Here is a 25,623-nt window from a genome sequence, read left to right as displayed (position 1 = left end):
AGATATCGAGTCGCGTCGCGTGGGGACGGGCGCCGGGGCCATGCAGGCTGCGGATCGCGGTCGAGGGCGGGAAGGGATGAGGCCCAGGCCACTCCTCGACACGCACCCGGCGAGGGGCGACGAGGCGCTGCGGCGGGTTCTCGAAGATGCCTCCATGGGCCGCTGGGAGGGCCCGCGCGATCTCCTAACCTCTACCGGCCAGGATTGGGATCGCCGGATCTTCCGCCTCCAGGTCCTCGCCGAAGCGGGGGCACGGCTCCGGTTCGCGGACACCTGGGCGAAGGCCGAACCGCGCTCACCACACGCCCTCGCCCTTCTCGCGAACGTCCAGGCTCTGCGCGCCATGATCGTCGGACGGGACGCGGGCCGGACGCTCATGGAGGAAGCGTGGGCCACCTCCCGTGCCGCTCTGGATGTGTGGCCGCAGGATGTCGCCCCTTTGATTGTCATGCTCGCGCTACTTCGCACCCACGCTCCCGATCGGGACACGCTCTGCCACGTATGGGAGGAGATCAAGCAGCGTGACCCGTGGAATCGCGAGGCGCACCACGAGGTCATCACGTACCTGCTTCCCCGCCATCACGGAAAGCCAGGTGAGGCGGCCTGGTGGGCCGAGGAGCAGGCATCCATCGCTCCCCAAGGCTTGCCCATAGCGGCCTTGCCCCTGGTCGCCCTGGCGGAAGCACACCGGTCCCGCCAGGAGCAGGACCAGACGTCATACGGCCTGACGATCCACCCATGGGTCGACTGCCCGCAGATCGATCCGGTGCTGGAGCGCTGGTGGCGCTACCGAGCACCGCAGCCTCACGCCTGCTTTGCCGACGACGCCAACTACCTCGCCCACGCCCTGTCGTTCGCGAACCGCCACCACGAGGCCCTAGAGGTCTTCGACGCGATCGGCCCGTACGCCACGCAAGTGCCGTGGTCGTACTGCGGCCAGCACCGCGAACTGTTCCTGCGGCACCGCGGCTGGGCCTACAGCCCTCCGCGACGCCGACACCGCTGAGCACCCGAACCATCCCCCTTTCATGTACGAAGGACGGAACCCCTGTGCCTCTCGATGTCTCCCGCGTCTCCGACGAGGAACGCCTCAAGCAGCTCGGCTACCAGCAGACGCTGTCCCGCTCGATGTCCGGCCGCGCCAACTTCGGCGTCAGCTTCACGATCATCTCGATCCTGTCCGGCTGCATGACCATGTACGGCTACGGCATGAACACCGGCGGCCCGGCGGTGATCATGTGGGGCTGGCTGTTCGTCGGCCTCATGACACTCTTCGTCGGGCTGTCGATGGCCGAGGTCTGCTCCTCATACCCCACCAGCGCCGGCCTGTATTTCTGGGCGCACCGCATGGCCCCGAGACGCTCGGCGGCGGCCTGGGCGTGGTTCACCGGATGGTTCAACACCCTCGGCCAGATAGCCGTCACCGCGGGCATCGACTTCGGCGCCGCCAACTTCCTCAACGCCCTGCTTGATCTCCAGTTCGGATACGCCGCCACGCCAGGGCACACCATCACGCTGTTCGGGATCATCCTGGTCCTGCACGGCGTCCTCAACACCTTCGGCGTGCGCATTGTCGCCGCCCTCAACGAGGTTTCCATCTGGTGGCACATCCTCGGCGTCGTGGTGATTTGCGGCGCCCTGGTCCTCATCCCCGACCACCACCAGTCGGCCCACTTCGTCTTCGGTGAGTTCGTCAACAACACCGGCTTCGCCTCCAGCGCCTACGTGGTGCTCATCGGGCTGCTGATGGCGCAGTACACCTTCACCGGCTACGACGCCTCGGCCCACATGACCGAGGAAACGATCGACGCGGCCACCGCCGGCCCCAAGGGAATCGTCCGCTCGATCCTCGTCTCCCTCGCGGCCGGATTCGTCCTCCTCTTCGGCTTCACCTACGCCATCGACTCCTACACCGGCGCCCTCGAATCGAGCACCGGCGTGCCCCCGGCCCAGATCCTCATGGACGCCCTCGGCGCGGCGGCCGGCAAGTGGCTGCTGCTCGTCATCATCGTCGCCCAACTCTTCTGCGGGATGGCCTCAGTGACCGCCAACTCCCGCATGATCTACGCCTTCTCCCGCGACGGCGCGCTGCCCTTCTCCCGGACGTGGCACAAGCTCCACCCCGGCACACGCACCCCCACCAACGCCGTCTGGCTCGCCACCGGCGGTGCCTTCGTCCTCGGCCTGCCCTACCTGTGGAACAGCACCGCGTACGCGGCCGTCACCTCTATCGCGACCATCGGCCTCTACATCGCGTACGTGATCCCCACGTTCCTGCGGCTGCGCCTGGGGAGCCGGTTCGAGCGTGGCCCCTGGCACCTGGGCTCCTGGTCCACCACGGTCGGCACGATCGCCGTCGTGTGGGTCATGGTGATCACGGTGCTGTTCATGCTGCCGCAGAGCTCCCCGGTCACCGCGGACACCTTCAACTACGCGCCGATCGCGGTCGGGGTCGTCGTTGCCTTCTGCGGTGCCTGGTGGCTTGCCTCGGCCCGCAAATGGTTCCTCAACCCGCACCACCCGCGTAACGCCAGCCGCGATCGCGATTAGGGCCAGGGATGCAGACGGCTCGCTGGTAGGCCCCCTCCGGACGGCTTTGACGTGGTCCGTGCTGATGTGGGGCGGGCCACGCGGAGTCTGCGTTCGGCAGCCTTGGCGCGAGTGGCGGTATCTCCAGCCGTCTGCACAGCACCTTTCGCTCAAACCGCGAAACGCCTGCAGCCGCTTGGCTGAGAACCTCTGGTTCGCAGGGCTCATCGTGCCGGCGGCATCGCTAATCGAGTAGCTGCTCGACGGCTTCATATTTCACACTTGGCTCCAAGCCGATACGAGGCGACCCGCTCGGCAGCGGGAACTGCCCGTCCTTTGCACGCCCAGCCGCCACCACGGATTGGGCCCTCACCGGCAACTCCACTCGCGTAAACGTCTACGTCCGCACGTCCACACGCTCCCGGACCAAGGCAGCATCACGCCTACTCCGGGATGCTCTCCAAGAGAGGGAGGATTTCCGTGCCGAAGCCCCCAGGCGTGGAGTACGTCATAACCAAGCCCAGCCCGCCATCGTGGTGGAAGAAGAACCGTCACCTGGTCCTGCTCGTCGTGGGCCTCCTTTTGGGTGCGTGGCTCGTCAGCGACCACGACAGCGCGGCCACGCCTTCCCCTGACCGGACAAGACCTGCCCACTCGACCGTGCCCGAACCGGGCAACAGCGAGCGCTGAGGTCACCCTCTGTTCCTGAGTGGCTCAACGCACTGGGACCTACCGACTCAGCTCACAGCCTGGGGACGTGGCGCTGACCGGAGGCTGCCCGTACGCCAGCCTGGTGTCTCCGCCGCCTCCGACCGTTTGCGATGGCTCGCTCGACATCCCGCATCGCCGCGATTACGGGCGGCGGACACATCTGGTTTGGGACTTCTCTACAGGGGCGCTGCTGTGGAGCCAGGACGTTCACGCGGGCCGACTGCGCCCGCTCGCTTTCGACAACAGCGGTGACCTCGTCGCTGCCTGTGGAGGCGACGGCTCCGTACGCGGGTGGCACGCCCTCACCGGGGAGTTTGTGAGCTGGTTCTCCAGCCCTAGCGGGTGGGCCCGCGCCGCCACAGTCGTCGGACCAGGGGGGCATCGTGTCGCGGTCGGTGCGGGAACCGGTGACATCGCGGTGCGGCAACTCGGCGCGGACAGGTTCACCTCCCACCTCGCCGGGCACACCGGCCGCATCCTTATGCTCGGCTTCACTGGCGACGAGACCGCCTGGTGTCAGCCGCGGCGGACGGGACAGTGCGTCTGTGGTCGCTCAGTGAGCAAAGCCAGATCGCTCAGATCAGGGTGGACGCTTCCCTGCACTGCGCGGCCTTCGAACCCGTAACGGGAGAGGTGCTGGTCGGCAGTGCGGCGGGGGTAGTGGCCCTGAGGATCAAGGATTCGTGAGCGACAAGCGAAAGGCTTGGACACCATGGCAGAGAAGACGTCCCGCAGCTCGGACGACGGCGTGGGCAGCGGCTCCGCCCGTCTGGCCGCCGAACCGCACGCACCGGTCATCTTGAGCAACGAGCCCGGCTCGTTCGCCTGGGGCGTCTTGGCCAAGCGGCATCCGGCACTGATCCAGCAGGTACGGGACGCCTTTCCATACGGTCCCCGCCAGCACGAGGCTCTCGATGCCCTGCTGGACGAGATCACCAACGGCGTGATCGAACCACTCGCTCCCTCGGAGCCCGACCACGGACAGTGGTCGGCCTGGGGACGAAAGCACTTCGGGCGATCGTGGTTCGACGCCCCGTTCCTGTGGGCGGAGAGCTACTTCTACCGCAGGCTCCTCGGAGCCACCGAATACTTCGGTACGAGCCCGTGGCAAGGGGTCGATCCCTTCGCCCCCTTCAAGCGGGCCGAGCTGCGCGGCACGGCGGTGGACGAGGAGCTTCGGGCCTTGGACGCGCTCGCCGGCGCACCGGCCGACGAGCGAGCCACAGCTCTGCTCCACGCCTCGCTCTGGGGCAACCGCGCGGATCTCGGCTTCCGCGTTACCGAGGGGGACGCAGCGCCCGGTGCCATTGCCGATGGCCTGGTCGCCGATGACAGCGCTGTGCTCTGGCAGCTCCTGCCCGCCGGGGCCGGCGCAACGGTCGCCGTGGTGGCCGACAACGCGGGGCGGGAGCTGACCCCGGACCTGATCCTCATCGACCACCTCCTGCTGCACCGGCACGCCGAGCGGATCGTGCTCCACGTAAAGCCCTACCCGTACTACGTCTCCGACGCGATGACGGCCGACGTCGTCGACTGCCTGCGCCGCCTCGCTGAGGCGCCCGGTGAGGCGGGTGGGATCGGCGGGCGCCTCTGGGACGCCACGGCGACCGGGCGCTTGGAGATCCGCGCCCACCCGTTCTTCTGCGCGCCGCTGCCGTATGAGGACATGCCGGAGGACCTGCGAGAGGAGTTCGCGGCCGTCACGCTGACCATCCTGAAGGGCGACCTCAACTACCGGCGGCTGGTGGGCGACCGCCTGTGGGACGCGACGACGCCGTTCGCCGACTGCACGGCGTACTTCCCCGGGGCCGTCGCGGCGTTTCGCACGCTCAAGTCCGACGTCATCGTGGGGCTGGAGCAGAAAGCGCTGGACGCTCTGGAGCAGTCCGGCGCGGCTTGGCGTACGAGCGGTACTCATGCCTTGATCCAGGTTCGGCCGTAGACGCGGCCGCCGCGTTGGGCCAGCGGCTCCTGGCCCTCTGTGCCCGGTCAGCGCCGACGAGCGGCACCGTTAGCTGGCCTGACGCCGGGTGCGCTGGTGCCGGGGACGGGGTGCTGCACGGTGGCCTGGGCGCGAGGGCCGGGGGCGTGGCGTTGGCCGAGGCGCTGGATGCGCCAGGTCAGGGTGCGGGCGGGGCTGCGGGCGTCGTCCAGGGTGCGTTGGCTGACAGCCTGGTCGAGGACGGTGGCCGCGTTATGCCCTGCCTTCTCGGCCTCGGCCAGTACTGCGGCCAAGGCATCCCAGGCGGCGTCGTCAAGAATGCGCTCGGCGTAGGTAGGCACCGCCTTGTGGACGTACTGGGCGAGGCGATGCTTGGTCTGCAGGGTGGGTGCGTGGCGGGCGAGGCTGTCCAGCACCGGTGTGGCGATCTGCGCGTATGCGGTCTGCAGGTGGCGGAGGGCCTGTTCGGCTGCCGCCTCCTGCTGGGCGTGCTGGCGGGTGCGGTGCCAGTGCCGGGCGAAGGCGACCGCGGTGAGCGCGGCGTCGATCAGCATCGCCAGGCCGGACCCGTCGCCCACGGCTGCGGGGTTGTGCCAGATCGCCTGGACGCTGCGTCGCAGGACGCGGGCACTGGCGTCGTCGGCGGCGATGCGGGAGCGGGTGGCGCGCTCGAACGCCGAGGCGGCCCGTTCCAGTTCGCCCCTCACCCCGGCCGGTGCGGTGAGCGGCAGCAAATCCAAGGCGGCACCGAGTGCGACGAGCTGGCCCTGGGCGGCGGGATCGTCACCACGGGTGAGGTGGTGGGGGATGCGTTCGGTGGCGGCCGTGGCCTGGTGCCACGGATCGCCCAGCGGGATGGGGGCGGGCTCGGGGCTGGTGTGCGTGAGGCGCTGGCGGATCTTGGGCAGGGAGAGGTCGCCGGCGAGGGTGGAGCCCGCGTACCAGATGGGTTCGTCCTGCTTATTGACGTCGCCGGGCAGAGCGACGCTGTAGCCGGTCACGTCGCCGGACGGCTCGGTCTTCGGGCGTACGTTCACGCCGGTCGCTTCAAGGAACGCGAAGAACTCAGCTTCGCTGGAGGCGGCGGCCACCGCGCGGCGTACGCGCAGGCGCAAGATCTCACGGGATGTGGCGTCCTGGCCCAGGCGCTTGGCCTTGAAGTGCTCTTGGCTAGTGGGGCGCTTGGCGGCGGTGCCGTCGCCCGGCTTCAACCGCCGCAGCCCGTAGTCGATTTCGATCTGACGAGCCTCACGCTGGACGGCGCGCTGGTCGTAGTCGCGCTGGGGGCGTCGGCCGTCCTGGCGGACGAGGGTGGCGGCGATGTGGATGTGGTCGTCGGCGTGGCGCACGGCCACCCAGCGGCAGGCTTCCTCGTCCCCGTCGGGGGCGATGCCGGCGGCGGCCACGATGCGGCGGGCGATATCGGCCCACTGGGCGTCGGTGAGGATGGGGTCCTCGGGTGCGGCACGGACGGGGCAGTGCCACACGGTGTCCTTGGGCGCCTTGTCGCCGAGCATCTGCACGGGCTGGTCGAGCTGGGCGACAAGCTGCTTTTCCACCTCCTTCGGGTGGCGGTGGGGGCTGCGGCCGGGGTCAGGGGCGAAGCCGTTCCAAGACGCCACCAGATGTGGGTCGGTGTGCTCATTGGCCCGGCCCTTGCCGAAGAGGTAGCCGATCGTGCGGCGGGTAGCCTCCGGACCCCTGCCGAGGATGATCTTGGGTATCACCGGCTCACCGGCCCTCTGTGACCTGGGCGACGGCTGCGTCCACTTCGGCGATCGACGCCTCGACGCGTGCCAGGAGCCGCTGGACGGTGTCGGGCTGGGGCCAGGCGCCGTCCTTGTTGAGGTGCCAGGTGAGCTGATTGAGGTTGTTGCCGATCTTGCCCAGTTGCCCGTTGGCGGCCATCAGCGCCTTGACCATGGTCCGGTAGTCGGCGACCGCGGCGGTGGGGTCATCGGAGCGGGCGGCGGCCAGCGAGCACTCGGCGACGTAGCCGCCGGGCTTCATACGGCTCAAGGCGGCAGCGTTCTTCACTAGGGCGTACTCGTCGTCGTTGTAGCGGGGATGGACGCGGTGCTCGCGCAGCTGCTTGTCACGCAGACGGCGACGCGGTGCAGGATGCTGTGGCGCGTTCGGCGACGGCTCGCTTGTCCCTCCCTCGGTCGGCTCCCCCGGGCCGGCCGACTCCGGTGCCCCCTCGGCGCCGGAAGCCTCCGCCCCCTGTGGGGCGGAGGTCGGGTAAGGACTCCTTACCCGACAACTTGCTGCGCGTGTAACGGATGTGGTGATCGTCTGCTGCTGAGCTGCGACGGGTTCGTGGTGCGGGTCGTGCATGAGGTGGATCTCCGTGGGGTGCTGGTGTCGAGGGCCCCGCGCTGCCTCCCGAGGAGCTCGGGGTGGGCCGTGAGGGTGAGGTGAACGTGGGGAATCAGGCGGCGTCGGCAGGCGCGTTGGGTTCGCCCTGCTGCTGGGCGGCGGCCTTGTCGAGTTCGTCGAGAGGCTCGCGTTCGAAGTCGTCGTACGCGGCGGACTTGGCCTGGCCGGTGCGTTCGGCCTTCAGCTGGTCGCGGACGACGCGGGCGCGTTTCTGGCCGATCCGTAGTTCGTCGCGCAGGCGCTCGGCGGTCAGCCTGTCGTCGCTCCAGTTGGAGGTCAGGAGTCGGGCCGCGTCGAGGATTTCGGCGTCGGTCCGGGTGCGGTCGGCGGTCGACTTGGCGGCGGGGATCCGACCGGTCGTTCGACGCGAGGCGGCTCCGGTCGACTCCGCCACGGCGGCCGACCGGGGCGGCCGGGCAGCAGGGGCGGGGGCCGACTCGTCGGCTGCGGTCGGCCCTGTCGCGGGCGCTTCGGCGACCTTCACGGGGGTCGACTCGGTCGGCTGGCCGGGGGCCGATTCACCCTGGTCAGACGTCGGCTGTGCGGTCTGCTCACTAGCCGACTCGTCAGCTTGCTGGCTGGCCGACCGGCCAGGGGCCGTTTCGGCTGGGTCGGCCGACTCGGGGGTGTGGTGCAGCACCTTCGCCACGAGGTCCGACCCGAAGTAGATCGAGCCGACTGGGAGCGAGGTCGCCAGCAGCACCAGGGCCCAGTTCGCCGGGGCCCGGTCGGTCAGTCGGCCCCACTGGATCGACGTGGTGTGCAGGGCCGGGACGAGGCCGTGGACGTAGTTCAGCAGGAGGCTGGCGATTGTGTAGGCCGCCAGGACCCGCAGCGCGAACTTCCGGTCGGGACCGGTCAGCACGAGCGTGGCGACCAGTGCAAGGGCCATCAGCCCGTCGATCACGATCGGGTAGAGCAGGGCTGCGGTGGGGTCTGCGCCTATGGCTCGGGCCACGTCGGACAGTGCGTTCCATGAGACGCGGAAGGCCATGAGGACGACGGCGACCAGGCCGATGACGAGGGTGATGCGTCCGTTGCGGTGCACGCGACGCTCCCCAGTGGGGGCGGGCGCCCGGCGAGCATCGCCAGGATCGTCATGTTGGCGAGGGCCTTGTCGTCGGCGGCCGGAGCGGGCGGTAGCAGGGTCACTGCCTGCATGGGTGCTGTGGTTGCCGCGTATAGCTGTCGGTGCGCTCGGGGCAGGAAAGTGCAAGGCAGTGGGCTCCAGGGTGGAGAGGTGGGGCCTGTGGGGCGGGAGTGAGGGGCGTGCACGCGGGCCGTTCTGAAGAGGGCTCCGCGCGTGTACGCCTGGGCGCATGTACGGTGTGGACGCTCGCGTGATCGCTCCGCGCGCACCGGTAGGGATTCAGCCGACGGCGGTGAGGCATCGGACGGTGGCGTAGGAGCGGGTCTGCTCGTCCCTCTTCGGCAACGCCGTCGGCCTTGGTGGCCAGCTTGCTGTCGACGAGACGGTCGAGGCGGCGCCGGGGCGCAAGGGCCTGTTAATACCCGCGCGGGCCGGTGACCGTGCGGCGCCTGCGGTCGGGGCCATCGAGGATGACGCGGCGGGTCATCTCGGCGAGGCGGGAGGCGACGCGGTCGCCGACGGCGGTGCGCAGGTCGGCGATGGGGAGGTTGGTGGTGATGAGGGTAGGCAGCTCGTGGACGTACCGGTGGTCGATGAGCCGGTAGGTCAGCTCCTCGGTCCACTCTGATGCCTTGGCGGCGCCGAGGTCGTCGAGGAGCAGCAGCGGGCTGCGGGCCAGTTCCTGGAAGCGGCGTTCGCCGTCGTGGCCCTGGCGCGGGCGCAGGGTGGCGTGCAGCTCAGCGGTGGTGATGGCCTCCCAGCGCAGCCGGACCCCGGCGCCGAGCAGCGAGCGGATGGCGCCGTACGCCTGGTAGGTCTTGCCGGTGCCGGTCGGGCCCGCGATCAGCAGCGAGGGGCCGTAGGCGATGCCCGGTGCGCCGCCTGGCCCCGGCCGTCCCGCGGCCGCGATCTCCTCGACCCAGGCCGACACGTGGGCATGGTCGGCCAGTGCGTCGCGGTAGCGGCGCGGGATGCGGGCGGCGGCCAGCTCCAGCGCGGTCACCGGCTCCGGCGACGGCGCCGCGTCGTCCGCGGTAGCGGGGTCAATGTCGCGGGCGGCCAGGATCGCCTCCAGCTTGGCCACGGCGCCGCCCAGTTGGCGTGGCTCGCGGGCAGAGATCGCGGAGGTCACCGTGGTCACAGCTCACCTCCGTACGCGGCCTGCGCGTCGACTGGGTTGGTCCACGGCCGGTGCCCTGCGGACGTGGCGCTCGGCGCGGGCGGGTTCATGGCCTCGTTGACCAGGCTCGGCAGCACGTTGGGGTGCAGGCCCTTGGCACGCAGCCGCTCGAGCCCGGCGCGCACGTACGCCGCGTCGATGCCTTCGGCGAGCAGACGGGCGGTCTCCTTGCCGAGATGCCCCATGAAGCTGCTGGGCGGTCGGTTGGCGCATGCGGCGGCGTACTCGGCGATGAGCGCCTTGGCCGAAACGGTCTCGGGTGCGGGGGCGCTCGCGCCCCCCACCGGAGGTGATCCTAGATCCAGGATCCTAGGTCCTAGATCCGGACCATGAGGGCTCACTGAGTCCTCAGTGAGCCCTCCCGGAATGTTCCGTGATCCCTCACTGAAACCCTCCTGAGCTGCGGTTTCGCCGCTCTTCACCGAAGGCTCCCGCAGAGTGCGCGACTCCTCAGCGAGAACTCCGGGAGAGCTCACCGAAGGCTCCGTGAGTCCTGCGTGATGGCTCCCGGAGGGCTGCGCGGGCCGTCCGCCCTCGTGGCGCGGGCAGGCGGGGCAGCGGCTGCCGCTGGGCCGATTGATCTTCTGGTGCTTGGCCCAGGTGACGATGTGCAGGTAGTTCTTGCCGTCGTCGCCTTCGTAGCGGCAGATCAGGCCGGCCCCGGCGAGCTGGGTGAGGTCGTCCTCGACCGCCAGCGGGCCGTGTTCGGGGCGCAGTGACCACAGGGCACCGGCGATGACGGCGGCTTGGTCGCGGAAGCGGCCGTGGTCGTCGGCCTGGGTGAGGAGCCCGAAGAAGGTCCGTTCCGCGGAGATCGAGACCTCGGCCAGCGACTCAGAGGTGAAGGCTTCCGGCTTGATGGTGCGTATCCGTGCCAAGGCAGGTGGGTGTCCTCACTCGGTGGCCGGGCGGTTGGGCAGGGCTCACCGTCGTTGGTCGGGGGTGGGAGAGAGGGGCGGTTCGTGACCTACGGCGTGGCGTGCGCCGCAGGCATCCGCGTATGCGGGGGTGTCGTCAACACAGCCACACCCCACCGCATAAGTCCACCCCCATCTCTCACGGCAGAAATGCCGTTGGAAATGAGGTGGGCGGCGCCCCGCCAAAACAGTAAGGCGCGATCCCCGGTCGCCGAAATCGACGGCACGATTAACCGAGCCAGAAGGATCACATTGCCGAACCGTTGACGGCCCGCTGCCGGGGAAGCTACAACACAACACCGCACGTCAGAGCGAGGCTGGGCATTCCATCCCTGACCCCTGAATGCCCGAGTTGCCGGTTTGGGAATCGCGGCGGTGCTTTATAGCAGACGATCCCCGGTTAGCGAAACCGGAGAAGGCGAGCTACAAAAAACCCATGGCAGCCCGACCCCTTCAAATCGGTCCAGTAGGAATCCGGACCGCCCGAACCATCGAAATTCTCCGTACCGAGCGCGGACTTTCCCAACGCCAGCTCGCCGCCCGTGTGACCGCCCTCGGCCACCCGATGTCGAACACGGCGCTCTCCCGTATCGAACGCGCCCAGCGTCGCTGCGACATCGACGACCTCGCTGCCCTGGCCCAGGCCCTCCACGTCCCGCCCTTCGCCCTCCTGGAGGGCGACACCGCGCTGTGATCGCGGGCATTCCAACTCATGCCCCCCAGCACCGCCTACGTAAGGACCCCTCACTCTTGCCCCAAGCCGCAATACCCGCCGCGCCCACGCCTGCTCCGCTCCGACCCGACGGCGGCTCCTCGCTGCCGCGCCTCTACGTCCCCGAGGAGATCGCCGACGTACTCGGCTGCTCGGCCTGGTGGGTCAAGGACCGCGCCCGCCGACGGCTCATCCCCTTCACGAGGGTCGGTCGTGCCTACCGCTTCACCGACGAGCACCTAGCGGAGATCATCCGCATGCACGAGACCCGCCCCGCAATTCCGCGGCAGCGAGCCGAAGCTCCTCCTGCGCCCAAGTCCCCCTCACCTCAGCCTTCTCCGTCGTCTGCCGCGTCCAAGGCTCGCCTGCGCGCCCGGCCACCACGCCGAGCCCGTCAGAGCCAGTTCGGGACAGCCGCCTAGCCGACGACACGGGAAGGGGAGGAATACGTGGGTTTCGCGGAGAAGCGCGGAAACTACTGGCGCGGCCGGTACAAGATCGCGCCCGGCAAGCACCTCACGGTCGCCGACGACAACGGCAAGGCGATCAAGTTCGCCACCAAGGGCGAGGCCCAGCGTGCCGCGAGTGAGGCGGAGAACAAGTACCGGCGCGGAGACTGGCGCGACCCGGCACTCGGCCAGGAGACCTTCGGCGAGTACGCGAGCCGCTGGTACGCCGCCCAGGACCTGGCCGCCTCGACGATGCAGAACTACAAGCGCCACATCGAGGAGCACCTGCTCCCCGACTTCGAGGACAAGGCGCTCGCAGGCATCCTGCGCACCGATGTCGAGCTGTGGGAGAAGAAGGAGCGGGCCGCGTACTCGGCCTCCAGCGTCAAGACCTGGCGCTCCACGCTCCACCTGATCTTCGAGGACGCGATCGACGAGGGCCTGCTCACGTCCAACCCGGCCGCCCGACGGCGCGGGCGCGGCAAGCGTGCCGGCCGCTCCCGCGACCGCGGCCCGGAGAAGGTCGTCACCGATGCGCTCGGCATCCTGCTCACCGCTGAGCGGGCGGCCCTGCTCTCCGGCCGCGACGACGAGTTCGTCGCCACGGTTCTCAAGGGCTACACCGGCAAACGCTGGGGCGAAATCGTCGGTCTGGAAACGGAGTTCGTCCGCCCTGCGGCCTTCCGCGTCGAGTGGCAGCTGTACGAGCTCGACACCGGCGAGCTGGTGCGCTGCCCGCCCAAGGACGACAGCTACCGCACCATCGACTCGCCGGACTGGCTGTCCGCCCTGGTCTTCAACCACGTCGCCCGAACGACGCCGACGGCCTGCCCCTGCCACGGCAGGACGTACGTCTTCCGAGGCCAGGGCGCGGCTCGTACCGGTGGCCACCAGGGCGCGAAGCTCGTCGACGTCGCACGCCGTGCCGGAGTCTCCACCGGCACAGTGTCCAACGTCCTCAACCACTCCGACCGTGTACGGGAGGACACCCGAGTCCGTGTCGAGCAGGCGATCGCCGACCTCGGATTCGTGCGTGGCGGCACGACCACCGAGCACGCGGCCCACTGGCGCAGGAACGGATTTGCGACCTGGCTGTTCACCCCAGCGGTCTCCGGCTGGTACCCGAAGAAGGCGCCCCAGGAGGCCCGCCCGGTGCCGATCCTCGGCGCGCCGTGGCCCGGCATCCCGGCCCGGGGACGAGGCGCCACCGCTCGGGCCGACGCCTGCTGGCTCCCGATCGCCAAGGGCCTCACGCCCCATGGCCTGCGTCATACCCATCGGACCATGATGGAGGACCTCGGCACGGAAAAGGTCCTGATGGACGAGCGCATGGGCCACATCGATGGCTCCGTCTCGGCGCGTTATGCCCACGTCACCCCTGGCATGCGCAAGCGCCTCATGGTCGGACTGACCGAGCAATGGGAGACGGCGCTCGACGCCCGTCTGGCGATGTACCCCACGTCACCGGTGCGCGTGCTCAACGAGCTTCTGCAATCGCGCAGGCTGGCTCTCCACGGCGTTACCTAGACGCGGTTGGGCCTCTGCCGCCGGACGGGGTGGGTCCGGCAGCAGAGACCCGCGTCACGACCTTGCCTTACTTCCGGGTATTAACCCCTCGCTCCAAGGTTCCGGCGGCGCCGATGAGGGGGATACCTACTTCCTCGTGGCCGGTCAGGGAGAGGACCACGCCGGCGGTGCAGCAGACTGCGGACAGCCCGACGGTGACCCAGGCGAGGGCGTCCTGTGAGCGCGGGCACTCCGCAGGGGTCTCGTCCGGCGTGTGCGGCTCGGTCGGCGGCGTTCCGTCCGGCTGCGGGTCATCCGGGTGGCTGTTTGTGGTGGGCATGGCAAACCTTTGTTTCTCGGGCGTGCGGCAGCACGCGGTGAATGGGTGAAGGGACCTTGGACCGGCGGGGAGTTAGCCACGCAAGTTCGTTGGTCGTGTCCGGTGGCGCCCCCGGACACGGAGGAGACTGCACCGCGCGGGGAGTCGATTCGAGTTCTCGCGAATTTGCCGGCAGCCGCTGTGGTGCCTCTCCGGCATGTGCTGTTCGCCGTCCTCATTCACGGCTCCTGACCTGCGGCTTTGCGAGCTATGGCTCTTGAATGAGTCGCGTGATGCCGCCACGAGCTCGGATTTTCGCGACTGCTTAAATCGGCCCGACCCTGCTGCTACGGCCATCGGCCGTACACCGCGGCCCCGTGCACGTCTCTGTCCTTCGCGCCCTACATGCCTGGGGGTAAGCCGCGCAACCGGCATGACCAGGCAGTTCGGTTACCTCGGTCATCGCCGAGGTCTAGGTTGGCCTGCCGATGAGGGGTGTTCGTGGCCCGGACTCGGCCAAGAGCATCGCCCTGATGGGCGGGAGCAGCACCGACGCCAACTGCCACGCCGGCATCTCGGCGCGCTGCGCCCACATCACTACAGGCACGCGCAAGCTCCTCATGCTCGGCCTGGCCCAGCAGGGGGATACGGCGCTCGACGTCCGCCTGGCGATGAGCCCGGCCTCGCCAGTGCGCGTACTCGGCTAACTCCCGTGTGCCCGCCGGGAGTCACGCGTGCCTGTAGAGCGCGGATGCCTTGATGGAGCAGCGCCAACCTTGTGCGGTCAGCTCGCTCTGGCAGTTGGGGCGAATACCCAGTGGGGAGGCCAACAGGGTTGGCTAAATGGTGACATGGAGATTGGCGAGCACTGGGCGTACCGCGCGAGGCCGAAGGATCTGGGTAGCGTGGTTCGCCAGGTGGAGGTCGTTCGAGTGGGCGGCCCTGGCAGGTCTGGCTGGATCCACGTGCGGTTCCTGGAAGGTGATGCCGCTGGCCTTCAGGAGTGGGTCAGTTCCGGCTCTCTCGTAGCACCGTGGGCGGATGTTGATACGTTCCGCGCGGACGACGCGGCGGAGCTGGCGCTGGCGGAGTCCTCTCGTCACGTCCGGGGCAGCACGGATTTCGAGGCCGCCCGCATGATCCTCGGCTTCGTCCGTCCGAAGAACAGGGTCCGCCTGCGTCGAACGGTGGCCGACGCCGGAGTCCTGGAGCTGAGCCGCCTCGACGAGACGGCACCGCTCATCGGCATGGACGCAGCTGAACTCCGTAACGACGCCATGGTCTACGAGAGCCGCCATGGCCTGTGCCTGGCCGGGTGGCCGGTCACCGAGCGCGTCGCCCGCCAGGTCGCCGACCGCCTCGCCGACGAGATCCTTCCGGAGGTGGACCGCAAGCAGCAGGCCATCGAGCAGGAGCGTGCCCAGCCCTCCTGGTACTCCTACAGCAGACGGGACGAGCGCAAGTTGGACGCGGAGGCGGCCGTCCTGCGAACCGTCCGGGCATGGTGCGGCCAGGACAAGGCCGACCGTTACGACGAGTTGGTGGCTCTACGCGCCGAGGTCATCCGGCTCGGAGAGCTGGTCGAGAAGGCGGTCAAGGCGCTACGCGACCGTGGCCATGGCGTCATCGCCTCCACCATTGAGCGCGACCTTGGTGTCCATATCTCCAGCCTTGATCCTGATATGCGTCGATGAGCCCGCGCCATGGATCTGGCTCCGCCTTGGGCGGCGCTGGTTGTGTAGCGGACTTCGTCTCTTTCTCCGGCCGGTGCGGATGCCAGCCGTCGAGAAAACGCCGCAGTTGATCTCCAGTCGGCTCCGCGTGGAAGTTGAGAGAAGCCAGTCCCTTGCCGCTCAGGGTGGGGTCGAGCCGGTCGGCCTCCGCCTTTCCCCAAGCCGACCACTCTCGCAGCCTCTCGGCTTCGAGGGCGTCTTCCGACGTGGCGGCGGCTTCGTCCAGAGCGGCACAGAACGTCCGGATCTCCCCTGCGGCACGCCACCGATCGAGGGCCGTACCGAAGTGCTCGGCCCGTAGCGCGCGAACCGCCTTGACCGAGGCCACGCTGACGGCGGCCTCCCACTCCCGCCGCTCGCGCTCCTCCCGCTCCGCTTCCAAGCGTCGGCGCTCGGCCTCCTGCCGCTCCCGCTCCTCTCGTAGCCGCTGCTGCTCCGCCTCACGTTCCAGTCGGGCCCGCTCCTGTTCCTCCGCGCGTGCCTTCAACGCTCGGAAGACTGAACCGATCTGCTCCTCCAACGGCTTCTTGGCTGTGTCAGCCCATTCCTTCTTCCAGCCGTAGCTGTAGCCCGACTGCTGGCTGACCAGCAGCTCCAATTCGCCGGATGGCTCGAACTTCTGGGCTGGGGTGACACGCTGCCAGTCGTACGTACGACGGCCCGGCTGCTTGGGGACGTACCGGACCGGCTTCTGCCGTTCACGGAAGCTGACCTCGTACGTCCTGCCGTGGACGGTGAGCAGCGGCCTCGGCTGCCTGCGCTTCTTCGACACCGCGATCTCGCCGTGGCGTGCGAGGGCTTCCTCGGTGAGGAGCCGGAGCAGCGAGAGCACCCGGGGGAGGACCTCCTCCGAGATCTCGAAGGCGCTGTGGTCCGCGGTGACTGCGGCGATCACGTCCTCGACATCGGTGATCACACGGCTGCGTGCCAGGCGGATCCTGTTCCACTCGGTGTCGTCCTCCCCGGACACCCGGAGGAGGCCGAGGAAGAAGTCTCCCTTCGCCCGACCGCTGTACTTCAGGTGGTACCCGTCGGGCGCACACTGCCGCGCCGCGTCGAACGCCCTGCGGTAGCGGGCCCGCTCCTCGTCGCTGGGGTTCGGGACCCTGAGGAACCGCCCAGCTTGCTGTACTTCCGCGATCAAAGCCGCTCCGACTTCCGCCGGCGACGGCTTCGGGGGCTTAGCGGCGCGCTGCTGCGCCGGCTTCTTCATGGACGGGGCCGTGGCTTGCTTCTGCGGTGGAGGGGCTGGACGCGTCGGTTGGTGGGAACCCGCCGACCGTTGCTTGCGCGGAGCCGGTTCCGGCCGGTCCGGGTGATATCCGTGCTCCAAGTAGAAGCGTCCCGCGTCAGTGATCTCCGCCTGCCACTTCCCACTCTGCTTGGGCATAGTGATCAGGCGCCGTTCCTTGAGCGCCCGGGCGGTAACAGCGAGCTCGGGCCTGTCCGACGTGACGGGGTCGGTTCCGTCCTCGATGCGAGCGAGGAGTGCGAGCTGCCGGTCATTCAACGGAGACCATGGGTGCATGGCGATCGTCGTACCGTCTGTGGTCACCTCGGCACAAGCCGTGGGGACGCTTCTCCCCGGGGCACACGCGGCGCACAGCACGCTCGAAGAAGAAGCGCCACTCGCTGGGAGCCACCGGGGAGCCGCTCCCCGAAGTTCGGCTCCCAAACGACTCCCAAAATGGCCCCCCAACGCAAATCAGGCCCGGCACTGATCTCTCAGTACCGGGCCTGACCTGCTGTTTCAGCTGTCGGGGTGGCGGGATTTGAACCCACGACCTCTTCGTCCCGAACGAAGCGCGCTGCCAAGCTGCGCCACACCCCGATGTCGTTGTTCCGACGGCCCTGCTGCGCAGGTCGCGGCGACATCGATTACTTTAGCGGACCGGCGCGCTGAGACGAAATCCGGTTTCGCGGGGGTTCGGGCGCGATGCGGCTCAGGTGTGGGCGGGGCGCTCCGTGAGGGTGAGGAGGGTGGCCTCCGGGGGGCAGGCGAAGCGGATCGGGGTGTAGCGGCTGGTGCCGCAGCCCGCGGAGACGTGGAGGTACGAGGTGTTGCCGCCGGACTCGTGCGTCGACAGGCCCTTGACGCGGCCGGTGTCCAGATCGCAGTTGGTGACCAGCGCGCCGTAGAAGGGAATGCAGAGCTGGCCGCCGTGGGTGTGGCCCGCCAGGATCAGCGGGTAGCCGTCCGCCGTGAAGGCGTCCAGGCTGCGCAGGTACGGTGCGTGCACGATGCCCATGGAGAAGTCCGCGTCGGCGACCGGACCGCCCGCCACCTCCGCGTACCGGTCCCGCTTGATGTGCGGGTCGTCGAGGCCGGTCAGCGCGATCTCGTAGCCGTCGATCTTCAGGGCGCCACGGGTGTTCGTCAGGTTGGCCCAGCCCGCCGCGTCGAAGCCTTCCCGCAGGTCCTCCCACGGGTTGTGGACGGCGCCCACGACGGGCTTGTTGCCGTTCAGGCCGTGGCGGCCCTGCGCCTTCTCGAACAGGTAGCGCGCGGGGTTGCGCAGCGTCGGGCCGTAGTAGTCGTTGGAGCCGAACACGTACGCCCCGGGGAACTGCATCAGCGGACCCAGCGCGTCCAGGACCTCGGGGACGCCCTCGGGGTCCGAGAGGTTGTCACCCGTGTTGATCACGAAGTCGGGGCGCAGGCCCGCCAGCGAACGCAGCCAGCGCTGCTTCTTGCGCTGGCCGGACACCATGTGGATGTCGGAGACCTGGAGCACGCGCAGTGGGCGCATCCCCGGTGGAAGGACGGGGACCGTCACCCGCCTGAGCCGGAAGAGGCGGGACTCGATGCCCACCGAGTAGGCGATACCGGCCGCGGCCGTCGCCGTGATTCCCAGAGGTACTGCGTATCGCGCGCGCATACGACCATCGTGTCAGATGCCCCACACCGGGAGCGCCGGGGTGCCGTCGGCCTCCGGCCGGGGCGCTCGGTGCCCGCGCCCCGCGAAAACAGCGGGCACCCCGCCCCGCCCACCTGCCACAATTGCGGCATGACCACGCTCAAGTCGAAGCTCAAGGAAGACCTCACCGCGGCGATCAGGAAGCGCGATGAGCTGCGCTCCTCGACGCTCCGGCTGACCCTCACCGCCATCTCCAAGGAGGAGGTCGCGGGCACCTCCGCCCGCGAGCTCTCCGACGACGAGGTGCAGAAGGTGATCACCCGCGAGGCGAAGAAGCGCCGCGAGGCCGCGGAGGCCTTCGCGCAGGGTGGCCGCGCCGAGCAGGCCGAGCGCGAGAAGGCGGAGGGCGAGGTGCTCGCCGCGTACCTGCCGCAGCAGCTCGGGGACGACGAGCTGGAGCAGATCGTCGCCGCCGCCGTCGCCGAGGCGAAGGGCGCGGGCGCCGAGGGCCCCCGTGCCATGGGCCAGGTCATGAAGATCGTGAACCCGAAGGTGGCCGGCCGGGCGGAGGGCGGCCGTGTGGCCGCCGTGGTGAAGAAGCTGCTCGCAGAGGGCTGAGCAGCGCGCAGCGCGCGTTCGGTTCCGTGTACGCGTACGTGTACGCGTCCACGTCCACGTACACGAACGCATACGTACGCGTACACGTATGTACGTGCGTGTACCTACATACGTACGTGGATGGGGCGCCCCCCAGGCCTGCGGCCAAGTAGGGGACGCCCCATCCACGTACCGGGACCGGAGTCAGCCGTCGGCCTCAGTCCCGCCAGCCACCGGACCGACCGCGACCACCGCCGATGCCCCCGTCCCGCAGCTCGGGCTACCGGCCGCGGCCGTCGCCGGGCTAGCCGTCGTCGCCCCCGTCGCCCCCGTCGCCGCCATCACTGCCGCCGCCGTCATCGTCATCCTCATGGTCCCGATCCCGGTCCCGGTCCTTGCCGCCAGGGATGTGGACGGTGTCGAACTCGGGGTCGGGCTTGCCCTCCAGCGCGCCGCTCATGGCGTCGCGCCAGATCGGGCCCGGGACCTCGCCGCCGAAGACCTTCGCGTAGGGGCGGCCGCCGATGTTGATGCCGACCATGCGGCGCTCGTGGGCCGGGTCGCCGACCCAGACCGCGCCGGACATGTTCGGGGTGTAGCCCGCGAACCAGGCGGCGTAGCGGTAGTCGGTCGTACCCGTCTTGCCCGCGCTGTCGCGGGAGCCGAGGCCGGCCTGCCTGCCGGTGCCGTCCTCGACCACGCCCTTGAGGAGGGTGTTGATCGTGTCGGCGGTCCGCTCCGACATGGCCCGCGTGCACGTGGACTTCGGCACCGGAAGGGCCTTGCCGCCGAGCGTGCGGATCGACTCGATGGCGATCGGCGTGCAGTACTTGCCGCGCGCGGCGAACGTGGCGTACGCGCTCGCCATCGTCAGCGGCGACACCTCCTGGGTGCCGAGGGCGATCGAAGGCGCCTGGTCCATCGGCTTGCCGTTGGCGCGCTGGACACCCATCTTGGCGGCCATCTTCGTCACCGGACAGATGCCGATGTCGCCGATCATCTCCACGAAGTAGGTGTTGACCGACTTCGCGGTCGCCTCCCGCATGCGGTACGGGCCGACCTCGGCCTCGTTCTCGTTCGTCAGCTTCTGGTTGCCGAAGTTCCGCCAGGTCTTGCCGTCACAGGCGGCGACCCGCTCGGGGTACGGCATCTCGTACGGGGAGTCGTACCGCTTGCCCGGTGACATCCCGCGCTCCAGGGCCGCCGCGGCCACGATCGGCTTGAACGTCGATCCGGGCTGGTAGCCCGCGCCGCCGCCCATCGAGTCGTCGACCGAGAGGTTGATCTCCGTCTCGTTCTTGTTGTAACCGAACGGTCGTGACTGGCCCATGCCGAGGATCTTGCCGCTGCCCGGCTCGACGATGGTGGCGGCGGTGGCCACGTCGTCCGTCTGGTAGACGTGATCCTTGATCGAGGCCTGCACGGAGGACTGGGTCTGCGGGTCGAGCGTCGTCCTGATCTTCAGGCCGCCGCGGTTCCACAGCTTGGCCCGGGCCTCCTTGGTCCTGCCGAAGACCGGGTCGTTGAGGAAGACCTTCTCGACGTACTTGCAGAAGAAACCGGCGCCCTTCACGGCCGTGATGCAGCCGTTCTTGGGGCGGCTCACCTTCAGGCCGAGCCCGGTCTTCTTGGCCTCGTCGGCCTCGCGCTGCGAGATGTCGTGCGTCTCGGCCATGCGCTGGAGGACGACGTTGCGGCGCTGCTTGGCCTCCGACTCGTCGTTCACCGGGTCGTACCGGCTCGGGGACTGCACGATGCCGGCGAGGAGGGCGGCCTCCTGGAGCTTCAGGTCGTCGGCGTGCTTGGAGAAGTACCGCTGGGACGCCGCCTCGACTCCGTACGCCTGCTGACCGAAGTACGTGATGTTCAGGTAGTTCTTCAGGATGCGCTTCTTGCCGAGCTCCTCCTCGACCTGGATCGCGTACTTCAGCTCGCGGATCTTGCGGCCGAGCGTCTGCTGCGTGGCCTGCGCGACCTTGTCCGGGTCGTCGCCCGCCTCCTCCACGAAGACGTTCTTCACGTACTGCTGCGTGAGTGTCGAGGCGCCCTGCGAGACGCCGCCGCTCTGCGCGTTCTGGTTGACGGCGCGCAGGATGCCCTTGAGGTCCACCGCGCCGTGCTCGTAGAAGCGCGAGTCCTCGATCGCGACGATCGCCTTCTGCATGTACGGAGAGATGCGGTTCAGCGGAACCACCGTACGGTCACGTGAGTACACCGTGGCCAGTGCGCCGCCCGCCGAGTCCATGATCGTGGTGCGCTGGCTGAGGGGCGGCCGCTTCAGATTGGCCGGAATCTCGTCGAAGCCCTCGACCGAGCCCTTGGCCGCGAGCCCGATGACGCCCGCAGCGGGCAGCGCGATGCCGGCCAGTACCGCACCCGCGAGCACGCTCACGCCCAGGAACTTGGCGGCCTGCTGCGCGGGTGAGAGGCCGCCGCCCGATCGCTTGTTTGCCATGGGGGCAGCCTACGTTCTGATTCGCCGGACACGCGTGTATGCCTTGGCCTAAGCTGCACTCAACTGTCACAGCAGTGCGGCCCCGCAACAAGCCCCATGCCACCCCCCAATTCGGCCGGTTTACAGCGGATCCTCGGAATTCTTGTCCGGATCCGTCTCGTACGGCTCCTCGCGTCCACTGTGACCCAACTGAAACGCCCGCATTTGCCGGGTCAGTCGCATATGTCGCCCGCTCACTCCGTCGGGTGATCTGCCGCTTACGCATAGTCCGTTCGGGCCATTCAAGATTGGGCCCGAAGGGGGTGTTGCGCTGTGCCCACCTTCCGTAACGTCCTCAACTGGCGGCGGTGAATATGCCGCTGCCGCCGTGGGGGAGCCTCGATTCGGGAGAGGACGGCGCCGGTATGGGCTGGGTAACCGACTGGAGTGCGCAGGCCGCCTGCCGCACTACCGATCCGGACGAACTGTTCGTACAAGGAGCAGCGCAGAACAGGGCCAAGGCAGTGTGCACCGGTTGCCCGGTGCGCACCGAGTGCCTGGCCGACGCGCTGGACAATCGCGTCGAGTTCGGCGTGTGGGGTGGCATGACAGAGCGGGAGCGGCGTGCGCTGCTGCGCAGGCGCCCCACCGTCACCTCGTGGCGCAGGCTGCTCGAGACAGCGCGTTCCGAGTACGAGCGTGGGACGGGCTTGCTGCCCGTCGACCTGGACGACGAGGAGACCTACGAGAGCTACGCCGCAGTGGGCTGAGCAACCTGGCTGAGCCCACGTCACGTAACGCCGCCGAGTGCCGGGGCGAGTACCGGTACGAGTACGAGTACGAGTATCGCTATGAGTACGGCTAAGGGCGCGTCGACGCGAGCTGGTCGCCGATGGCGCGCAGGCCGTCGAGGTCGTGCACGTCGCCAGGCAGCGCGGCCACCTCGGCCACCGCCACCTCGGGGTGCAGCGCCGTGAACCGGTCCCGCGTGTGCCGCTCACGGGCCAGCAGCCGCATGCGCTCCGCGTGCAGCCGCAGCAACCCCGCCGTCAACTGCTCCACGGACGCGGAGCCGGACCCCGCACCTGGGTCGGAGCCGGAGCCGGAGCCGGTACCGGAGTCGGTCTCCTCGGTCGAAGGTGAACTGCCGGAAGTCTCAGGGGAGTCGGAAGCCTCGGGGGAGCCGGGAGCCTCGGACTCTGAGGAGTTACCCAGACCAACATTCCCGCCCTCCTGATCCACAATGCCGGACGCCTCAAGATTTTCCCCGGCGCTCGACGCCTCAAGATTTTCCGCCGCAGCAAGAGCACGCTCCGCCGAAAGCTCCGCCGCCCCGCTGCCGTGCACCCGGTTGAGCACCAGGCCGGCCAGCGGCATGTCGTCCGCGGCGAGGCGCTCCACGAAGTACGCCGCCTCCCGCAGCGCGTCCCGCTCCGGCGACGCCACCACGAGGAACGCCGTCCCCGGCGCCTGCAACAGCCGGTACGTCGCGTCCGCGCGCTTGCGGAAGCCGCCGAACATGGTGTCCATCGCGGCCACGAACGTCTGCACGTCCCGCAGCAACTGGCCCCCGAGCAGCTTGCCCAGGGCCCCCGTCATCATCGACATCCCGACGTTCAGGAACTTCATCCCGGCCCGGCCGCCCATCTTCGCCGGGGCCATCAGGAGCCGGATCAGCTTGCCGTCGAGGAAGGAGCCGAGCCGCTTCGGGGCGTCCAGGAAGTCGAGGGCGCTGCGCGACGGCGGCGTGTCGACCACGATCAGGTCCCACTCGTCGCGGGAGCGCAGTTGCCCCAGCTTCTCCATCGCCATGTACTCCTGCGTGCCCGCGAAGCCCGCGGAGAGCGACTGGTAGAAGGGGTTGGACAGGATGGCCCCGGCCCGCTCCTTGTCCGCGTGCGCCTCGACGATCTCGTCGAAGGTGCGCTTCATGTCGAGCATCATGGCGTGCAGCTCCCCGCCGCCGTGGACGTCCTTCACCCGCCGCGGCACGTTGTCCAGCGAGTCGATGCCCATGGACTGCGCCAGCCTGCGCGCCGGGTCGATCGTCAGGACCACCACCGTGCGGCCCCGCTCGGCGGCGCGCAGCCCGAGCGCGGCCGCCGTGGTCGTCTTGCCGACGCCACCCGAACCGCAGCACACCACGATGCGGGTCTTCGGATCGTCGAGCAGCGCGTCGACGTCGAGCGGGTCACGTGCCGGATCGAGGCTCATGCGTTCCCAGCTCCCACGGTTCCTGATGTGTACGCCGTTCGTTGTTGCGTACGCCGTTCCTCGGCGTGTACGTCGTTCCGCGCGTGTACGTTGTTCCGCGCCTGTACGCCGTTCCGCGCGTGTACGTCGTCCCGCTGCCTGTACGCCGTCGGGGCCGCGGGCGTCATGCGATCCCCTGCGTCCGCAGTTCCGCCGCCAGCTCGTACAGACCCGCCAGGTCCAACCCGTCGGCGAGGAGCGGCAGTTCGTGCAGGGGCAGGCCGTGCCCGGCCAGGACGGCCCGCTGGGCGCCCTCCAGGGCGTGCCGCTCGGCGTACTCCGCGGCCTGCGCGAGGAGAGGGTCCACGAGGCGCCCAGCGGCCCCACGTGCCCCGCCGAGGCCCGCGGCCGCCAGGGTCTTCGCGATGGCCGTACGCGGCGTCCTGCCGAGGCCCAGATCCAGCTCGGCCTCGTCGAGCAGCGTGGGCCGCACCATGTTCACGATGACGCGGCCCACCGGCAACTGCGCGGCGCGCAGCTCGGCGATGCCGTCCACCGTCTCCTGGACCGGCATCTCCTCCAGGAGGGTCACCAGGTGCACGCTCGTCTCCGGAGACTTGAGCACCCGCATGACCGCCTGCGCCTGGTTGTGTATCGGCCCGATCCTGGCGAGCCCCGCCACCTCGTCGTTCACGTTGAGGAAGCGGGTGATGCGGCCGGTCGGCGGGGCGTCCATCACCACGCAGTCGTACGCGAAGCGCCCCTGCTTGTCCTTGCGGCGCACCGCCTCGCAGGCCTTGCCGGTCAGCAGGACGTCACGCAGGCCCGGCGCGATCGTGGTCGCGAAGTCGACGGCACCGAGCTTCTTCAGGGCGCGGCCCGCGCCGCCCAGTTTGTAGAACATCTGGAGGTAGTCGAGCAGGGCCAGTTCGGGGTCGATGGCCAGGGCGTACACCTCCCCGCCCCCCGGAGCGACGGCGATCTTCCGCTCCTCGTAGGGCAGCGCCTCCGTCTCGAAGAGCTGCGCGATGCCCTGTCTGCCCTCCACCTCGACGAGGAGGGTGCGCTTTCCCTCAGTCGCGAGGGCGAGCGCGAGGGCCGCGGCGACCGTGGTCTTGCCGGTACCGCCCTTGCCGCTGACGACCTGGAGCCTGCTCACGTATTCGAGCCTAACCAGTCGCCCGGCGGGCTACGCATGCGGATGCCCCACGGGGCCGGTTCCGAGCCCCGCGCGAGGCCCTGCCCGGCAGGCATTACCCTCGCCGTATGACCAAGTGGGAATACGCAACCGTGCCGCTGCTCGTCCATGCCACGAAGCAGATCCTGGACACCTGGGGCGAGGACGGCTGGGAGCTCGTCCAGGTCGTCCCCGGGCCGAACAACCCCGAGCAGCTCGTGGCCTACCTGAAGCGGGAGAAGCAGGCGTGAGCGGCGTGGTCGAGGCCCGCATCGCCGAGCTCGGTCTGACCCTGCCCGCGGTCGTCCCGCCGCTCGCGGCGTACCGGCCCGCCGTCCAGACCGGCGTGTACGTGTACACGGCCGGGCAGTTGCCCATGGTGGACGGCAAGCTGCCGGTCACCGGCAAGGTCGGCGCGGAGGTCACCCCCGAGGAGGCCAAGGACCTGGCCCGCACGTGCGCCCTGAACGCGCTCGCCGCGGTCAAGTCCGTCGCCGGGGAACTCGACCGCATCGCGCGCGTGGTGAAGGTCGTCGGCTTCGTCGCCTCGGCCCCCGACTTCACGGCCCAGCCCACCGTCATCAACGGCGCCAGCGAGCTCCTCGGCGAGGTCCTCGGCGACAAGGGCGTGCACGCCCGCAGCGCGGTCGGCGTGGCGGTCCTTCCCCTGGACGCCCCGGTGGAGGTCGAGATCCAGGTGGAACTGCTGCCCGAGTAGCCTTCCCAAACTTCCAGCCCGTCGTTCCGTCCCGTCTCCCCGTGGGCGGCTGGCCGCTCCCCCTGTGGGCAACTGGTCCGCCAGGGGCGGAACGGGTGGGCACAGCCCCGGTGCCGGGTCACCTCGCGTCCGACGTACACCACAAGAGGCCCCTCGAACATCCGCACCTCACCGGATAG

General features: G+C 69.3%; 23 protein-coding genes and 1 tRNA gene. 13 read left to right on the top strand and 11 right to left on the bottom strand.

The features are described from left to right. Positions 1–76 precede the first annotated feature (76 nt). From IG78_RS0109955 to IG78_RS0109940, 4 genes are all read left to right on the top strand, one after another. Positions 77–1,006, top strand: coding sequence for a hypothetical protein (locus IG78_RS0109955; protein ID WP_225882037.1), 930 nt, complete (start codon positions 77–79; stop codon positions 1,004–1,006). Positions 1,007–1,050: 44 nt separating this feature from the next. Further along, positions 1,051–2,550 (top strand): amino acid permease, encoded by a 1,500-nt coding sequence (locus IG78_RS0109950; protein WP_030561298.1) that lies wholly within the window; start codon positions 1,051–1,053, stop codon positions 2,548–2,550. Between the two features lie 459 nt (positions 2,551–3,009). Then, positions 3,010–3,219, top strand: coding sequence for a hypothetical protein (locus tag IG78_RS45505; protein ID WP_225882038.1), 210 nt, complete (start codon positions 3,010–3,012; stop codon positions 3,217–3,219). Between the two features lie 733 nt (positions 3,220–3,952). Then, positions 3,953–5,182 carry a damage-control phosphatase ARMT1 family protein gene (locus IG78_RS0109940; protein ID WP_030561296.1) on the top strand — a complete coding sequence of 410 codons (1,230 nt, stop codon included), beginning with the start codon at positions 3,953–3,955 and terminating at the stop codon, positions 5,180–5,182. A gap of 47 nt (positions 5,183–5,229) precedes the next feature. On the opposite strand, the gene IG78_RS0109935 is transcribed toward IG78_RS0109940, so the two are convergent. The 5 genes from IG78_RS0109935 to IG78_RS0109915 all read right to left on the bottom strand — a co-directional run bounded on the left by IG78_RS0109935 (position 5,230) and on the right by IG78_RS0109915 (position 10,709). After that, entirely contained in the window at positions 5,230–6,909 is a 1,680-nt protein-coding gene (locus IG78_RS0109935; protein WP_030561294.1) for a relaxase family protein, read from the bottom strand. 4 nt (positions 6,910–6,913) lie between these two features. Then, a complete protein-coding gene (locus IG78_RS50525; protein ID WP_063760725.1) occupies positions 6,914–7,285 on the bottom strand; it encodes a plasmid mobilization protein in 372 nt (123 codons plus the stop codon). A 328-nt stretch (positions 7,286–7,613) separates the two neighbouring features. Continuing rightward, positions 7,614–8,609: a DUF2637 domain-containing protein gene (locus IG78_RS0109925; protein ID WP_030561290.1), complete on the bottom strand. Its 996-nt coding sequence runs from the start codon at positions 8,607–8,609 to the stop codon at positions 7,614–7,616. A gap of 457 nt (positions 8,610–9,066) precedes the next feature. Further along, positions 9,067–9,783, bottom strand: a complete 717-nt coding sequence (locus IG78_RS0109920; protein ID WP_030561288.1) for an ATP-binding protein — start codon at positions 9,781–9,783, stop codon at positions 9,067–9,069. A gap of 5 nt (positions 9,784–9,788) precedes the next feature. Then, positions 9,789–10,709: a hypothetical protein gene (locus IG78_RS0109915; RefSeq protein ID WP_030561287.1), complete on the bottom strand. Its 921-nt coding sequence runs from the start codon at positions 10,707–10,709 to the stop codon at positions 9,789–9,791. A 475-nt stretch (positions 10,710–11,184) separates the two neighbouring features. On the opposite strand from IG78_RS0109915, the gene IG78_RS0109910 reads away from it, so the two are divergent. The 5 genes from IG78_RS0109910 (at position 11,185) to IG78_RS0109890 (ending at position 15,428) form a co-directional block, all read left to right on the top strand. After that, on the top strand, positions 11,185–11,442 hold the full coding sequence (locus IG78_RS0109910; RefSeq protein WP_030561284.1) for a helix-turn-helix domain-containing protein: 258 nt from the start codon (positions 11,185–11,187) through the stop codon (positions 11,440–11,442). 56 nt (positions 11,443–11,498) lie between these two features. Continuing rightward, positions 11,499–11,882, top strand: a complete 384-nt coding sequence (locus tag IG78_RS45490) for a DNA-binding protein (RefSeq protein WP_404827688.1) — start codon at positions 11,499–11,501, stop codon at positions 11,880–11,882. Positions 11,883–11,909: 27 nt separating this feature from the next. After that, positions 11,910–13,436 carry a LacI family DNA-binding transcriptional regulator gene (locus IG78_RS0109905; RefSeq protein ID WP_030561282.1) on the top strand — a complete coding sequence of 509 codons (1,527 nt, stop codon included), beginning with the start codon at positions 11,910–11,912 and terminating at the stop codon, positions 13,434–13,436. Positions 13,437–14,222: 786 nt separating this feature from the next. Then, positions 14,223–14,441 carry a hypothetical protein gene (locus IG78_RS0109895; RefSeq protein WP_030561278.1) on the top strand — a complete coding sequence of 73 codons (219 nt, stop codon included), beginning with the start codon at positions 14,223–14,225 and terminating at the stop codon, positions 14,439–14,441. Between the two features lie 144 nt (positions 14,442–14,585). Next, complete coding sequence (locus IG78_RS0109890; protein WP_030561276.1) at positions 14,586–15,428, top strand: hypothetical protein; 843 nt, start codon at positions 14,586–14,588, stop codon at positions 15,426–15,428. Here IG78_RS0109890 and IG78_RS0109885 read toward each other — a convergent pair. From IG78_RS0109885 to IG78_RS0109875, 3 genes are all read right to left on the bottom strand, one after another. Beyond that, positions 15,358–16,680, bottom strand: a complete 1,323-nt coding sequence (locus tag IG78_RS0109885; RefSeq protein WP_225882039.1) for a hypothetical protein — start codon at positions 16,678–16,680, stop codon at positions 15,358–15,360. The two genes, IG78_RS0109890 and IG78_RS0109885, sit on opposite strands and share 71 nt — an antisense overlap. A 544-nt stretch (positions 16,681–17,224) precedes the next feature. Further along, positions 17,225–17,298: transfer RNA gene (locus IG78_RS0109880), tRNA-Pro, on the bottom strand. Positions 17,299–17,410: 112 nt separating this feature from the next. Beyond that, positions 17,411–18,346 carry a metallophosphoesterase gene (locus IG78_RS0109875; protein WP_030561272.1) on the bottom strand — a complete coding sequence of 312 codons (936 nt, stop codon included), beginning with the start codon at positions 18,344–18,346 and terminating at the stop codon, positions 17,411–17,413. 129 nt (positions 18,347–18,475) lie between these two features. Here IG78_RS0109875 and IG78_RS0109870 point away from each other — a divergent pair, with 129 nt between their 5' ends. Then, positions 18,476–18,943 (top strand): GatB/YqeY domain-containing protein, encoded by a 468-nt coding sequence (locus tag IG78_RS0109870; RefSeq protein ID WP_030561270.1) that lies wholly within the window; start codon positions 18,476–18,478, stop codon positions 18,941–18,943. A gap of 283 nt (positions 18,944–19,226) precedes the next feature. Here the strand turns inward: IG78_RS0109870 and IG78_RS0109865 are convergent, their stop codons facing one another. Continuing rightward, positions 19,227–21,377, bottom strand: coding sequence for a transglycosylase domain-containing protein (locus tag IG78_RS0109865; RefSeq protein WP_030561268.1), 2,151 nt, complete (start codon positions 21,375–21,377; stop codon positions 19,227–19,229). 404 nt (positions 21,378–21,781) lie between these two features. Here IG78_RS0109865 and IG78_RS0109860 point away from each other — a divergent pair, with 404 nt between their 5' ends. Next, complete coding sequence (locus IG78_RS0109860) at positions 21,782–22,126, top strand: WhiB family transcriptional regulator (RefSeq protein ID WP_170316297.1); 345 nt, start codon at positions 21,782–21,784, stop codon at positions 22,124–22,126. A 91-nt stretch (positions 22,127–22,217) separates the two neighbouring features. On the opposite strand, the gene bagB is transcribed toward IG78_RS0109860, so the two are convergent. Then, positions 22,218–23,570: an ATPase BagB gene (gene bagB / locus IG78_RS0109855; RefSeq protein WP_037685380.1), complete on the bottom strand. Its 1,353-nt coding sequence runs from the start codon at positions 23,568–23,570 to the stop codon at positions 22,218–22,220. A gap of 163 nt (positions 23,571–23,733) precedes the next feature. Then, positions 23,734–24,708, bottom strand: coding sequence for an ATPase BagA (gene bagA / locus IG78_RS0109850; protein ID WP_030561264.1), 975 nt, complete (start codon positions 24,706–24,708; stop codon positions 23,734–23,736). A 107-nt stretch (positions 24,709–24,815) separates the two neighbouring features. Between bagA and sp36 the strand changes: the two genes are divergently transcribed. Further along, complete coding sequence (sp36, locus tag IG78_RS47830) at positions 24,816–24,977, top strand: Sp36 family protein (protein ID WP_003975360.1); 162 nt, start codon at positions 24,816–24,818, stop codon at positions 24,975–24,977. After that, positions 24,974–25,444 carry a RidA family protein gene (locus IG78_RS0109840; protein ID WP_030561262.1) on the top strand — a complete coding sequence of 157 codons (471 nt, stop codon included), beginning with the start codon at positions 24,974–24,976 and terminating at the stop codon, positions 25,442–25,444. The genes sp36 and IG78_RS0109840 overlap by 4 nt, the downstream gene beginning before the upstream one ends. Positions 25,445–25,623 lie beyond the last annotated feature (179 nt).

Origin of the sequence: Streptomyces aureocirculatus (genome assembly GCF_000720475.1) — a bacterium.
Lineage (GTDB): Bacteria > Actinomycetota > Actinomycetes > Streptomycetales > Streptomycetaceae > Streptomyces > Streptomyces aureocirculatus.
This window is presented reverse-complemented; position numbering and strand designations above follow the sequence as displayed.